Annotated in this window: 9 protein-coding genes and 3 tRNA genes; 5 read left to right on the forward strand and 7 right to left on the reverse strand. The window is 73.5% G+C overall.

The features are described from left to right. Position 1: 1 nt before the first annotated feature. Positions 2–1459: an FGGY-family carbohydrate kinase gene (locus ACIRVH_RS06450; RefSeq protein WP_403948677.1), complete on the reverse strand. Its 1458-nt coding sequence runs from the start codon at positions 1457–1459 to the stop codon at positions 2–4. Between the two features lie 102 nt (positions 1460–1561). After that, positions 1562–1867, reverse strand: a complete 306-nt coding sequence (locus ACIRVH_RS06455) for a hypothetical protein (RefSeq protein ID WP_094217941.1) — start codon at positions 1865–1867, stop codon at positions 1562–1564. A gap of 159 nt (positions 1868–2026) precedes the next feature. Between ACIRVH_RS06455 and ACIRVH_RS06460 the strand changes: the two genes are divergently transcribed. The 5 genes from ACIRVH_RS06460 to ACIRVH_RS06480 all read left to right on the forward strand — a co-directional run bounded on the left by ACIRVH_RS06460 (position 2027) and on the right by ACIRVH_RS06480 (position 4813). Then, positions 2027–2099, forward strand: a tRNA-Asn gene (locus ACIRVH_RS06460). A 6-nt stretch (positions 2100–2105) separates the two neighbouring features. Further along, positions 2106–2178: transfer RNA gene (locus ACIRVH_RS06465), tRNA-Asn, on the forward strand. Between the two features lie 176 nt (positions 2179–2354). Further along, positions 2355–2431: transfer RNA gene (locus ACIRVH_RS06470), tRNA-Ile, on the forward strand. An 809-nt stretch (positions 2432–3240) separates the two neighbouring features. After that, a complete protein-coding gene (locus ACIRVH_RS06475; RefSeq protein WP_403948679.1) occupies positions 3241–3591 on the forward strand; it encodes a hypothetical protein in 351 nt (116 codons plus the stop codon). Beyond that, on the forward strand, positions 3548–4813 hold the full coding sequence (locus tag ACIRVH_RS06480; RefSeq protein ID WP_403948680.1) for a protein kinase: 1266 nt from the start codon (positions 3548–3550) through the stop codon (positions 4811–4813). Before ACIRVH_RS06475 ends, ACIRVH_RS06480 begins: the two co-directional genes overlap by 44 nt. A gap of 232 nt (positions 4814–5045) precedes the next feature. Here the strand turns inward: ACIRVH_RS06480 and ACIRVH_RS06485 are convergent, their stop codons facing one another. The 5 genes from ACIRVH_RS06485 to ACIRVH_RS06505 form a co-directional block, all read right to left on the reverse strand. Then, positions 5046–6083, reverse strand: a complete 1038-nt coding sequence (locus ACIRVH_RS06485) for a rod shape-determining protein (protein ID WP_403948682.1) — start codon at positions 6081–6083, stop codon at positions 5046–5048. A 122-nt stretch (positions 6084–6205) separates the two neighbouring features. Beyond that, on the reverse strand, positions 6206–10690 hold the full coding sequence (locus ACIRVH_RS06490; protein ID WP_403948683.1) for an SAV_2336 N-terminal domain-related protein: 4485 nt from the start codon (positions 10688–10690) through the stop codon (positions 6206–6208). Further along, on the reverse strand, positions 10680–11717 hold the full coding sequence (locus ACIRVH_RS06495; RefSeq protein ID WP_403948684.1) for an AAA family ATPase: 1038 nt from the start codon (positions 11715–11717) through the stop codon (positions 10680–10682). Before ACIRVH_RS06495 ends, ACIRVH_RS06490 begins: the two co-directional genes overlap by 11 nt. A 23-nt stretch (positions 11718–11740) precedes the next feature. After that, the gene (locus tag ACIRVH_RS06500; protein WP_403948686.1) at positions 11741–13405 is read right to left on the reverse strand and encodes a trypsin-like peptidase domain-containing protein; all 1665 of its coding nucleotides are present in this window, start codon (positions 13403–13405) and stop codon (positions 11741–11743) included. Further along, entirely contained in the window at positions 13402–13779 is a 378-nt protein-coding gene (locus ACIRVH_RS06505) for a CU044_2847 family protein (protein ID WP_403948688.1), read from the reverse strand. Before ACIRVH_RS06505 ends, ACIRVH_RS06500 begins: the two co-directional genes overlap by 4 nt. Positions 13780–13831 lie beyond the last annotated feature (52 nt).

The following is a 13831-nucleotide window of genomic DNA, read 5'->3' on the forward strand; positions in this document are numbered from 1 at the left end:
TCTATGGGCGAAATGCCCCGGGGTGGGTCTGCTCCCGCACCGACACGAACTGCTGCCGCACGGCCTGCCCCACAGCCAGTTGGTCGCCCGGCTCCAGGACCTGCGCGGCCGGCCCCGGCCAGGCCGGCGGGGTGCGCGGGTCGAGTGTGCCCTGCGACACACCGAGCGCCCACGCGGCCTGCCGGGCCGCGCCGATCGCCGCGTAGTCCGCGGGCTGCGGTACGACCACCTGCGCGCCGAACAGCGACGGCGCCGCGGCCTGTACGGCGGGCAGCTCGGCGGCCTGGCCCAGCAGGAAGACCCGCCGCACCTCCACGCCCCGCCCGCGCAGCACGTCCAGCGCGTCGGCCAGCCCGCACAGCATGCCCTCGAACGAGGCCCGCGCCAGATGCTCGGGCTTCATCGACTCGCGCCGCAGCCCGGCGAGGGTCCCGGCGGTGTGCGGCAGGCTCGGCGTCCGCTCACCCTCCAGGTACGGCAGGAGCACCAGCCCGTGCGACCCCGGAGTCGACTTCATCGCCAGCTCGGACAGGCTCTCCAGGTCCGGCAGGCCGAGGAGTTCGGCGGTGCCGCGCAGGGTGCGTACGGCGTTCAGGGTGGTGACGACCGGCAGGTGCATGCCGGTGGCGTCGGCGAGGGACGTGATCATCCCGGCCTGGTCGGCGAGCGCCTCCGGGTGCACGGCCATCACGGACCCGGAGGCCCCGAGCGACACGACCGCGTCCCCGAGCCCGATCCCGAGCCCGAACGCGGCGGCCATGGTCTCCCCGGTCCCGGCCGAGATCAGCAGCCCCTCCGGGGTCGTACCGGCCGCGTCCGCCGGGCCGATCACCTCGGGCAGCATCGCCTGGTGGCCGAGCGCCAGCTCGACCAGGTCGGGCCGGTAGCCGCCGGTCGCGGCGGACCAGTACCCGGTGCCGGAGGCTCCGCCGCGGTCGGTGGTCCGGCGCACGGGCCGCCCCAGCAGCTGCCACACCAGCCAGTCATGAGCCTGCAGCAGGGCGGCGATCCGGTGGGCGTTCTCCGGTTCGTTCTTCGCGAGCCAGCGCAGCTTGGTCACCGGCTGCGCGGCCTGCGGCACACAGCCGACCGCCTGCGCCCAGGCCTCCCGGCCGCCGAGCGCGTCGATGAGGTCGGCCGCCGCGACCTGCGCCCGCTTGTCGCCGCCGACCAGCGCCGGACGCACCGTGTTGCCCTGCGCGTCCAGCGGAACCAGCGCGTTCTGCTGCGAGGAGACACCGATGGCCTGCACGCCCTCCAGCAGGCCGCCCCCCGCGGCCTCGCCCAGGGACAGCAGCCAGGCCTGCGGATCCACGTCGCTGGGCCGCCCGCCCGCGCCTTCCGGCGTCTCCACCGGATGCGGGGCGTACCCCTGCCTGAGTACGGCGCCCGTGTCGGCGTCACAGACGACGATGCGCGTGAAATCGGGCGAGCTGTCCAACCCGGCGACTATCCCCATGTCCAAAATTCTGCCGCATCGCTGCGCCTGCCATGGCCGTGGGCGCCGACTCGTTGCGGGGCGCGTGTCGGTCGGCGGGCGCGGGCCGTGTGTGAAGGCCCCCTACGTGTTGCTCGTGCCCCAGTCGTCCTCCGGGAAGCCGTTGGTGTTGCGCTCGCGGAGGGAGCGGACGCGTTGGGTCACCGAATCGGGGACATGGTCGCCGACCTTGTGGGTGACCGTGTGGAAGGCCTTGCCCGCGTACACGCGGCCCTGCTGGGCGGCGGTCTCCGCGGTGTTGCGTACGGCGGGGTTCTGCGCGATCTGACGAGCGGACTTCTTCAGCTGCTCGTAGCGCTCGCGTCCCGCCCTCGTGCCGAGTACGTAACCGAGGGCCAGTCCGGCGACGAACGTGAGCCGGTAGCGCATGGCTGCCACCCTTCCCTGGGGTAGGTCTGTGGTGCGGCGTTCGGGACCGGGGGGAACCGATTGGCGGAGCACCCCCCTGCTTGCGCTAATGTATGTGTCGCAGCGAGCGCCCGCCGCCTGGCGAACACCCAGGTAGGTACGTTCGATGCAACGAGGCGATCCTCCGTAGCTCAATTGGCAGAGCAGCCGGCTGTTAACCGGCAGGTTACTGGTTCGAGTCCAGTCGGGGGAGCTTCGGTCCTCCGTAGCTCAATTGGCAGAGCAGCCGGCTGTTAACCGGCAGGTTACTGGTTCGAGTCCAGTCGGGGGAGCACGCTGAACGAGGACCCTTCGGGGTCCTTTTTCATGTCCGCGGGAACCACGGCGCGCGCGTCGAAGTCCTCAAGGTCAGGAAGCAGCGCAGAAGCCGACCATCCGAAGCAGGAGATCGTATGAGCGGCTATGCTGCGGCAGACGGCGCGCACACATGTACGCGACACGCCGCTATGGGGCGGTAGCTCAGCCGGTTAGAGCAGCGGACTCATAATCCGTCGGCCGTGGGTTCGAGTCCCACCCGCCCCACCAGGCGCCGTAGGCGCAGAAACGATGTGACGTCTCCTGACGTCAGGACGGTGGTCGACACGCCGACGCGGCGATCACCGTTCACCCGCCCGGGCCAGATCCGCGAGGCCGCCGTAGTCGGGATACCTCCTTCGCAGGAAATCCTTTCTCCCTTTTCGATGCGCGGATGTGTGTGGGTTCGGGAATTGCCCCGCGGCGGTCAATATCTGCCGAATTGATCACGCATTATTCGCGGCTTCCCATGTCCGGTTCCGGCGCCGGCCCGCGCCGCCCGAGGCCGCGGACGGGGCGACTGGCCCCGCCCGGTGCCGGTGGGGCACCGTGCAGGCCGCTGCAGTGGCTCGTCGGGGGTGGTGCGGCCGCTGCGGCCGTCCTCGGCCGGCGCGCGGCCTCGGGCGGTTGCTCGTGCTCGAAACTCGTGCCCGAAAAGGAAAGCTTTCTGTTCTCGGAACGTGAGCAGAACCTTTAGACGCCGTCACCCGGCACTGACGTCGCACCCAATTCCGGAGCGCGCGGAAAGCGGAAATCGGCGAAGAAGGGATGAGAATGCCCGCCGGGCGACCAGGTCGTCCAGCCGCTGGAGGCGCCGGTGGCGGCCGCAGTCGCGAGCTGGTCGACGCCCTGCGCACCCGCCGTGCCCGGATCACCCCGGACCGGGCCGGGCTGCCCTCGCCCGAGGTCCTGGAAGCCCTGGTGCGCAGCCTGCAGCTCGACGCTGCGGAGCGGGACACCTCACCGACCTGCCGGCCCGGCCCGCACCGGTCCGCCGCGCCCCGGCCGCCCCGCAGCGGGTCCGTCCGGGTCTGCACCTCATGCTGCGGACCCTCGACCACGTGCCCGCCTTCATCCTCGGCCGGCGCACCGCCGTCGTGGCCTCCAACCACCCGGCCCGCTCCTACCTGCCGGACCCCGGGGCCCGCCGTCGGGTCGGCGATCTGCACTCGCCCACGAGTCCTTCCAGGTCCCCGGAGACGCCGACCGGACCCTGTGCGTCCACACCGTCGAACCTGGTTCCGACACGCCCAGGCGCTGACCCTGCTGAGCAGTTGGACCGTCTCGCCGAACTCCCGGGAACCAGCGGGCTGATCGGCCGCCCGCACCCGGCGGCATACTGTGCGCATGGAACGCATAGGGGGCTACCTCGTCGAGCGGAAGCTCGGTGAGGGAGGGATGGGGACCGTCTTTCTCGCGCGGACGCGGGGCGGTCGGGCGGTCGCGCTGAAGGTCGCCAGGACCGAGCTGGCGGCGGACCCGGTCTTCCGCGAGCGGTTCCGCAGCGAGGTCGAGGCGGCCCGTACGGTCGGCGGCTTCCACACGGCGCCGGTGGTGGACGCGGACGTCGACGGTGATCCGCTCTGGCTGGCGACCGCCTACATCCCCGGCCCCACCCTCGCGGCCCGGCTCGCCGCCCAAGGCGCCATGGACGAACAGCAGTTGCGGTCGCTGGCCGCCGCCCTCGCCGAGGCGCTGGAGTCCATCCACTCCTGCGGTCTGGTGCACCGCGATCTCAAGCCGGGCAACATCATCATGGCCGAGGACGGGCCGCGCGTCCTCGACTTCGGCATCGCCCGGGCCGTCGAGTCCACCCGCCTCACCGCCACCGGCACCGCCTTCGGCACGCCCGGCTTCCTCGCCCCCGAACAGGCCCTCGGCAACGATGTGACCGGCGCCGCCGACGTGTTCGCCCTCGGCGCCGTCCTGGTCGCCGCGGCCGGCGGCAGCGCCTGGGGCGAGGGCACGCCCATGGGGCTGATGTACCGCTCCGTGCACGAGCCGCCGAACATGTCCGCCGTACCCGCCGGGCTGGTCGACCTGGTGTCGTCATGCCTGGCCAAGGACCCCGCGGACCGGCCGACGCCCACCGACCTGCTGGACCGGCTGACCGGGGAACCGCAGGAGCGGACCCCGCCGGCCGAGACGCCGTACACCCCGACGGTCGCCGCACCCACGACGCCCCGTCACCGGGCGGCACCGCCCGCGTCGTCCTGGACGCCCCCGCACCAAGCGGCCACGCCGGCCACACCCCCGATGTCCCCGCACCTCCCCCCGCAGCCCGCGACCCCGCCGCAGGTCCCGTACGGCTTCGGACCGCCGCTTCCGTACGGCGCACCGGAGGTCGAGTTCGCCGACCGCGATTCCCGGGTCGTCGTGAACGCGACCGGCGTGATCCTCGAAGTCGGCGGTGCCGCGGCGGACTTCGAGTGGGCGGAGATCGCCGGTGTCGTACGTACACCCTCCCCGCGCGGCAGCCGGCTCACCGTGACGGTGCGGTTGTGGGACGGCGGCGTGTACTCCTGCGAGCTGAACGCCCGCCGCTCGGCCCGGCTCGCCGAATGGATCGCCCACCTCGACCACGTCCTCGGCCGCTACCTGGCCGGCCGGTAGCCGTTCAAGAACCAATACATGGCCTGTACTTGGCTTGGAGATGCTCTGTCCTGGGCACGCACCTCCTACGGAAGCTGCCGAAGGGGCGGTGCCGGCAGAAGGAGGGCGTCATGGACCGTCGGATCCGAGTACGTGTCATTCGTCGGCCCTCCGCCCCGCGCGGGCAGGAGATCGACCGCAGGACGCCCTCGGGGCGCATCCTGCCGTACTGACGACCTGAGGAACGGCCGCCTCAGGCGGCCAGCGGGTCGAGGAGCAGCGGCGCGATCCGGCCCTCCATCATGGCCCCGAGACCCTGTACGGCACATACGTCGGGCCGTTCGGCGATGTGCACCGGGATGCCGGTGGCCTCGCGCAGCATCTGGTCCAGGCCGGGCAGCAGCGCGGAGCCGCCCACCATCATGATCCCGCGGTCGGCGACGTCGGCCACCAGGTCGGGCGGGCAGTCGCGCAGCACCCTGCCGATCCCGTCCAGGACCGCCGTCAGCGGGGTCTGGATCGCGTCGCGCACGGCGGCGGTGTCGACGCGCACGCTGCGCGCGAGCCCCGTGGCCACGTCCCGCCCGTGGATCTCCGTCGAGGCCGGCCCGTGCGGGGTGAGCCCGTTGCCGGACAGGGCGAGCTGCAGCGGCCGTACGGCCTGGCTGGGCAGCATCAGCTCGTGCTCGTGCCGCAGATGCTGCACGATCGCGTGGTCCACGGCCTCCCCGCCCACCGGGACCCGCTCGGCGACCACGATGGACCCCAGCGACAGCACGGCCACCTGCGTGGCCGCCGCCCCGCACACCATGATCATGTTGGCCTCGGGCAGCTCCACGGGCAGTCCGCACCCCACCGCGGCCGCGATCAGCGTGTCCACCAGCTCCACCCGACGCGCACCCAGCCCGACCAGCGTCTCGATCGTCGCCCGCTGGGCCAGCGGGTCCGCGCCGTGCGGGGTGCAGGCCGCCGCGCGCAGCCGGGGCTTGCGGCGCAGCGTCCTGCGCATCTTGTCGCCGAGCAGGTGGCGCAGCATGCGCTGGGCCATCTCGATGTCGACGACCGTGCCGCCGGAGACGGGCCGTTCGACCCTGATGTAAGCCGGCGTCTTCCCGGTCATCTTCTCCGCGAACTCGCCCACCGCGATGAGGGAACCGGTACGCGTGTTCACGGCCGCGACCGAGGGCTGGTCGACGACGAGACCGGCACCCTTCACATACACCCGGGTACGGGCCGCACCCAGATCGACGGCGAAGTGGCAACGGCGCAGCTGGTCCAGACTGACGGTCACGGCAGGTCCTCCCGAGTGCGCAGGCTTTGCGGCCGGACGGCGGCTTCTTTCGCATCCTCTGGGGGATTCCGACGGCGCGCCTGCGGGAGGGGGCCGGGTGGGGAGCGGCTGAATGGGGGGTTTCAGAGGGAGCGGGCGGCTTCCAGGAGAGGCTCGAGGGACGAGACGGTGACGTCGCTGCCCTCCTCGCGCAGGCGCTGCCGCCCGGCGGAGGTGGGGGCGTATCCGACGAAGGGGAGGCCGAGCTGCTGGGCGGCGGTGAGTTCGGCGATCGAGGAGCTGACCAGCACGCCCGCGGCGACCGGCGTGCCCTGGGAGTTCAGTGCGCGCTGAAGGCAGTCGGGGTGGGGCATCAGCAGCCCGAGGTCGTCGTGGCGGCTGTGGATCCCCGTCAGGGGCAGACGGTAGGGCTCCAGGTAGCGGTGGACGGCCTGTGCGCACACGTCCGTCACCACGCCGACGCGACGACCGGAACGGTGCAGGGCGCGGACGAGCGCGACGGAGCGGTGCGTCGTGGGCGCGTCGGGAACGGCATCCAGTTCGAGGTCGTCGAGGCGTGCCCGCAGCTGGGGGCCGAGCGGGTCGTGGGCGAAGGCGCGCAGCAGGTCCAGCGGATGCACGAACGCCTCCCGGCCCGCGGCGCCCGTGACGGCCAGTGGCCGGCCCCGCAGCGCGGCTTCGGGGTCGCGGTGCTCGGCGACGACGGACAGCAGGTCGAGGGCCGCCTCACGTGCCGTCTGCGCGGAGAACAGCCGGGCGAGGGGACCGTCGAAGCCGATCAGCACGGTTTCGGCGTCGGCGAGCACGGACGACAGCCGGCGCCGCGACGGGGTCGACTGCTCCGGCACCGGCGCGGGCAGCCCTTCCGGGGTCAGATGCACGGAGTACGACACCGAAAGCCCCGGCACCGGCCAGCTGGACACTCCGGCGTTCACCGCCCGCTGGGCCGCGCCGGCACGGCGCAGCGGATGACGGCGGGTGATGCGGACCGCCGCGTCGCGCAGATGCTCCAGCAGAAGCCCGGAGATGCCGTCGGTCCCCCCGCGGACGAAGGCGACCGGATCGTCGACATGCCAGGACAGCTCCACCGCGGCGGTGAACGCGCCCTTGCCGGAGCTGGGCAGAGGCACCGTGTGACGGGCCTGCCGCGGGGTGAGGTCGACCGAGTAGCAGGTCTCCGGGCGGGGCGGCCGGGTGCCGTACGGCTGGACCGGGTTGAGCAGCGTGAACGGGCCGTCCGGCTGTGTGTGGACGATGGCTGTGCGGCCCGGGGTGGGAATGCCGAGCTGGTGCAGGTCGTGGGTGATGAAGGGGCCCTGGACCAGGTCGTGTTCCGCCGGTTCGGCGGATGCCGGCAGAAGGAAGCAGTACCAGCCGCTCGGCGGGGTGTCCGTGGCGTCGTCGGGGAACAGCGGCCTGAAGCGCACGGAACCCTGGGCGGCGGAACTGGCGGCGAAGGCCTCGTACAGCGCGGGCGGTACGACGACCATGACGTCCGTGGGTGCATCCGGCGGTTGGGCGGGCGACTGCCCGAACGTCACGTGGAGGCGTGGCGGATCGGTCAGCCGGGCCAGCGCATGCGGGAGTTCGCGCAGGACGGCCACCAGGACGGGGAGCAGAAAGACGCCGTGCTCGATACGCACCAGGTAGCCGTCCGGGCGGACGAGCACCGCGTACTGGCGGGGAGTGAGGGAGCCGCGCGCGAGGATCTCATGCACCGTGGCTTCGAGGGTGATGCGGGCTTCGGGGCGGCCGGCGAGTTCGTCGGTCCTGAAGTAGATCTCGGGGTGGTTGTCGATGGGCTCTTCGGCCAGGGCGCCGAGCGTACGGCGCAGGGCGTTGAGGTCGTCCCGGGTGTGCCGGGCGACCGGTCCCGGAACGCCGTCGAGCGGCTCGCCGCGCCACAGCCCCAGGGCCTCCTGCGCCAGTCGGCGGCTGCGTGCCAGGTCTCCGGCGGTGCGGGACCGCTCGGCCTCGTCGGCCAGGCGGCGGACGCGGAAGACGTCGTAGTCGTCACGGCCGGACACGCGGTCCAGCCGCAGGGCGTATCCGCCCTCGGTGGTCACCGCGTCCGGCCCGAGCAGGTGACGCAGCCGGCTGAGGTACGTGTCCAGGAGGTCACGTGAGCCGTGGCGGTCGGGCGGTCCCCAGAGTCCGGTGGCCAGCTCGTCGTGCGTGGCGGGCTCGCCGTGGTGGAGCAGCAGCACACACAGCAGCGCCTGTTCTTCGGGGTGGTCGAGGGCGAGGGGCACGCCGTCCCGGGTGACGCGGAGCGGGCCGAGGAGGGAGAAGCCGAGGGTGCGCTCCCGGTGCGGGGGCAGACGGAGGAGCCGGTCGGCGCCGCGCAGCTGGGTCTCCAGGCTGTCGGAGAGGAGTTCCGTGACGGCCGTGTCCAGTTCCTCCTCGAGCCCTCGGGGAAGGGACAGGCTCCCTGGAAATAGCGGGAGTTGCTGGTCGCCGGACAGGCCTCGGTGCATGGCGCGCACGATGTGCCCCAACGCCCGTAGATCGTCCCCGCGGCCTCCGATGCCGAAGGAACTGACGTCCAGGACCGGCCCGCGCGGTGTGAGGACGACGTGCGACGCGACCAGCCCCCCATGCGGCCCCGCCTGCGCGTGCAGGGCGTTCACGGCCTCGACGAGAGAAGGGACGAGGGCGACGAGTTCGCCTGCGGGCAGGCCGTGCGGTGCGCTCTTGAGCCGCTGGTACAGACTCCGGCCGTCGAGGAACTCCCGGACCAGGTAGGGCACATCGCCCTCCGTGCCGCAATCCCTGATGGCCGCGATCCCCGGATGGTCGACGTGGCTGAGCCGCTGGGCGATGTCCGCGAAGCCGATGCGGAGCCAGTCCGGCGGACGCAGGTACAGCCGCACCAGGACCGTCTCGCCCCCCTGCCGGGTGTCCTGAGCGACCCAGTCCGTGCCCTGCGATCCTGTCGGTCGGACCAGCAGGTACCGCCCCGCGAACAGCCCGCCCCGCCCGGCGGAATCGGACAGCCGCCGCAGGCTGTCCTGGCTGACCGTCGCGAACGCCTCGCCGTCCACGCCGGTGCCGGTGCCGGACGGCGCCGCCGTCGAGGCCCGGAACTCGCCCGGCGCCCGCCCCGCCCGCCGGTCGATCAGTTCGCCGATGCGGTCCAGGAGTTCGGTGGTGCGATGGCGGGCGGAGCGCGGCAGGCTGAGCAGGAGCAGGTCCCGCACGCCGTCCCGGAAGGCGTAGGAGCCGGGCGGGCCGCCGGGGACGGTGGCGAGCATGCCGCTGAGGATGACCTCGGCCAGGTGCTGGGGCCGCGGATCCGGTTCGAGGGCGGCCTGGACCAGGCGCATGACGGGCAGGTCGGGGCGGCCCACCGCGAGATGGCCGGCCAGCCGGAACGCCTCGGGGGAGGCGGTCGCGCGGAACCGCAGGACCAGCTCCTCGGCGGACAGCAGGCCGACGTCCGTACGGTCACCGGAGCGGGCCGGCAGTGGGCGGCCCAACTCCGCGACCGCGGCCGGGAACTCCGCCCCGCCGGCGGTCGTGAGCAGCGCGGCCCAGTGCGCCAGCCACGCCGGCTCGGACTCCAGCACGGGGAGGGGGACGGCGTCGTAGCGCTCAGGGAGGCCCCTCGGCCCGTACGGCACCGTGGAGTCGTCGGGCTCGTGGTGCTCGTGCTGCTCCGGCCGTTCGTACGGCGTGAACGTGAGCGTCGCCGCGGCGGCCGCAGGGTGCGGTGCCGACAGACGGCCCGGCGTCGTCGGCAGGGCCGTGTCCCGCCACAGGTGTTCCGGGAGGGGCTGTACGACGGCCAGGGGCATCCGGCGCGCCCAGCGGAGCAGGGTGTCGTACCAGAGGGTGCCGGCGGGACCCTCCCGCCACTGCGGGCCCATGCAGTCGCTGATCACGAGGGTGACCGTGCGGCCGTCCGCGGGGGCGTGCGCGCCGTGGCCGTGGACCGTGCCGTCCGGTGCGGCGCGCAGCAGCGTCACGGTGCGGAAGATGCCCGACTGGGCGAGCGCCGTGTGCAGTTCGTGGACGAGGGGCCGCCAGACGGGCATCGTCGGCCCGGTGTCGTACACCAGGTTCAGCCGCAGCCAGCGCTCCTGGGCGGGGCGCAGCACCGGCAGCCAGAACTCGGGGGCCGCACCGATGCGGGCGATGCGGTCGGCCGTCGCCCGCTCGTCCAGCCGGTGACCGGAGGGGGCGTCGGTACGGCGTTTGAGGGGGCGGAGGGCGCGTTGCAGACCCAGCGGGTGGCGGAGCATCGGGGGTGCCGGTGCCAGCAGGGAGGCGTGCGTGCCGGGTGCGGAGGGGGTGCGGGACGGCAGGTGGAGCGGGACGCGGGGTGGATCGGGGGGTGCGGTCGGGGCGGGATCGGGTGCCGCCGGGGCGGCCGGGGGTTCCTCCTGCGGGGGCCGGGGCTGCTCCCGCGGTGTGTCCGGGGCGGGCTCCGGGGCCGGCTCCGGGGCTGAGGTCCGCCGCTCCTCGTCGCCCGGCTCCAGCTGTCGGGCCAGCCACAGCAGTTCCGCCAGCTCCAGCGGGGCCGGGCGCACGCCGTCCGCCGCCGCGGCCAGGACGTCGGCCAGCCGGGCGAGCGGGTCCGGGGACCCGGGACGGTCAGAACGCATCGGAGCGCTGGGCCTCGCCGAGGTACGGCATGAGCTGTTCCGCCAGGTCGTCCAGGGAGTCGGCCGGCAGGTCGGAGGAGCGGGCCAGGTAGATCGCGTTGAGCAACTGGTCGGTGGCCAGGTCGCCGCCGCTCGCGCGGGACAGGAACCGGTCGATCAGGTCCTGCGCGTAGCCGTCGGGTTCGCCGTCGAAGTGGGCGCGGACGATGTCGGCGAGGTGGGAGTCGTCGGGCTGGCGCAGCCGCAGGGTGACGCAGCGGCGCAGGAAGGCGGGCGGGAACTCACGCTCGCCGTTGCTGGTGAGGACGACGAAGGGGAAGGCCCGGCAGCGGACCCGGCCGCGTTCGACCGGCACGCGTTCGTGGGTGCCGTCGACCATGACCGTGGCCTGCGGGTCCTCGTCCCCGGACCCGGACGACCGGACCAGCTCCGGGATCTCGTACTGGCCTTCCTCGAGGACGTTCAGGAGATCGTTGGGCAGGTCCAGGTCGCTCTTGTCGATCTCGTCGATGAGCAGGGCGCGGGGGCGGGCGTACGGGAGGAGGGCGGTGCCGAGGGGGCCGAGGCGCAGGTGGTCCTCGATACCGGACTCGGGTGCTGTGGCGCCGGGGGTCCGGGTGGCCGCCGCCTGGCGGGCCGCGTACAGGCGGGAGAGGGGGTCGTACTGGTACAGGCCGTCGTGCAGGGTGCTGCGGCTGGTGATGTTCCAGCGCAGGACCGGGCCGAGTTTCAGCTCGCGGGCCACCGCGTAGGCCAGGGAGGACTTGCCGGTGCCGGGCGGGCCGGTGACGAGGAGGGGGCGGCGCAGATAGAGGGCCGCGTTGACCAGCTGGACGGTCTGCGCGGTGGCCCGGTAGGTCGCGGCACGGTGGGCGCGGTCGGGGGAGGTGGCCGCGGTGTCGGCGGCGTCGGCGGGCGTGTCCAGTTCGGGGCCGCCGTCGAAGGCCCGCCAGGGCGGGGGCGCGGGCAGCTCGGTGATGCCGTCGTGCGGCTCCTTCGTGCCGGTGTACACGGGCCACAGGGGCATGGGTTCGTTCTCCGTGGGGGGGGTCAGGCGACAGGGGTGTGCAGGCTGGCCGGGGGTTCGGGGAAGCAGCGCGGGTCGTCCCACAGGAGCTGGACGTCCCGGGCCCAGTGCCGGTCCGGGTCGTCGGCGGCCTCCACCTCCTCCCGCAACGTCTGGATGAGACGGGGAAGTTCGGCGGGCGAGGCGCCGTGGAGGTACGGGACGAGTCCGTCGAGGAAGGCGGTACCCGCGCAGGGCGTCCCGTGGTCGGCGCCGGGGCAGCCCGAGCGCGGCCACAGGAGGACCGGTACGGGGGTGTTCAGACCCGCCTCGAAGTGGTCCGGCGCGGCGACGGGCGGGGTGGCGTACAGCGCCAGCTCGGCCTCCTTGTCGCGGAGCCGCTTGCGCAGGCCGGCCGGGCGTTCCCGGTTGCCGCAGTCGACGCGGTGCACGGTCGGGGACGTGAATCCGCTCCCCGACCTCTGCCACTTCTTGCCCAGTTGGTGGCGCAGGCGGGCGCTGTGGTGGCGGGACCGGTCCGCGACGACCAGGGGGTGGGCGCACCCCAGGGGCGTGGAGTCGTCGGGACCGCACTCCCACCCGGCCACCGGCTCGTTCAGCCACTCACGCGGCAGTACGAACGTGATCAACTCGTCGGCCCCGGGCGCCAGGTGGGTGAACGCCTCGTCCACACACTCCTGGACGTAGGCCCGCACGCGGGCTCGGGGCAGCCGGACCGCGCCCACGGGCCGGCGCAGTCCGTCGCGATACGCGGACACCTCGACCGTGACCTGGTCGGCGCCGGCGCCGCTGCGGTCCAGCTCGACCAGGATGGGGGACCAGGAGACAGCGGCGCAGGCGGGGGATGCGGACAGCAGCTCCTCCAGCCGGTCGGCGAACCTCGCCACCGCGTCCGGGTCCTCGACCTCCCAGTGCACGTACCCGGCCGCCGACCGCAGCGAGGTGAAGCCGTCCGGCGGCAGGGGCGGGCCGAAGGGGCCCACGGCGTCCATGTACAGCCGGTTCGGGTCGCAGTCCAGACCGGCGTCCGCCGCCCGTCGCACCAGCCCGTACAGCCGTCTCGCCGCGTCGGGGGAGTCACCGTGGGCCGGGACCAGCTCGCCGAAGCCCGGCCAGTGACGGGCCAGCACCTCCGTGGGCAGCATCCGGGCGACCCGTACGCCGTGCTCGCCGGCCACCTGCGCGATCATGCCGACCACCCTGCCGTCCGGGAGGGTGGCCGCGGCCCCGCTGAAGCCGTGCGTCAGCGGCTGCCCGTGTGCCGTGACGGCCTCCAGCTGCACCCACTCGTCGGCGATCCGCGTGGCGGACACGGCCCGGTACTCGGCCAGCTGGCCCTCGTCGTACCCGTCCGGGAACCCGTAGGCGACCAGGACCTGGGTGGCGAGGCCGAGTTCGATGCCCGGGGGAGCGAACCGGGCGACGCTCAGCGGCACGTCGTCGGCCAGTTCGAGTACGGCGAGGTCACCCGGGTCGGTCACGCCGCCCGCCCAGCCGCCGTGCGCCGACACCGCCGCCGGTAACACGCCCAGGTCCGGCCGGTTCGGGAACGACACCGTCAGCAGCCCCGGCTCGCTGTCCCGCACGACATGCGCGCAGGTCAGCACCGTACGGGGAGCCACCAGAAAACCCGCCCCCGCGACCGCGCCGCCGTACTCGATCCGGGCGTGCCAGGCATCCCTGCTCATGACCCGGAGGCCGGCTCCGGATCCGTGTCGGCGGCGGCAGCCGGTCTCGCGTCCTTCGAGGACCAGCTCAACTTCACCACCAGCTGCCCCTCCGCCGCCCCCTTGGCGATGACCGCCCCCGCCTCCGCGCTCAGCTTCACGCCGAACTCCAGCTCCACGGAGTCGGGCCGCAGCGTGCCGTCGCGGAAGACACGGAGGGCGGACTGGGCCGCCGAGCGGACGCCGTCCAGGGTGCCCTCGAAGGTGCGGGCGGCCTGGGCCGCCGGGCCGCTGTTCTCGCCGCGGGACACGAGCCGGGTGCCGCTCGCGCCGTCCGTGGCCTCCACCACGACGACGGCGCCGTCCTCCGTGGTGAACTCCATCAGCCTGTTCATGGCGTCTTACCCCCGTGTTCCTGATCGACGGCCAAGTCCATTGTTACGGACG

Source organism: Streptomyces sp. NPDC101165, from assembly GCF_044768135.1.
Taxonomy (GTDB): domain Bacteria; phylum Actinomycetota; class Actinomycetes; order Streptomycetales; family Streptomycetaceae; genus Streptomyces.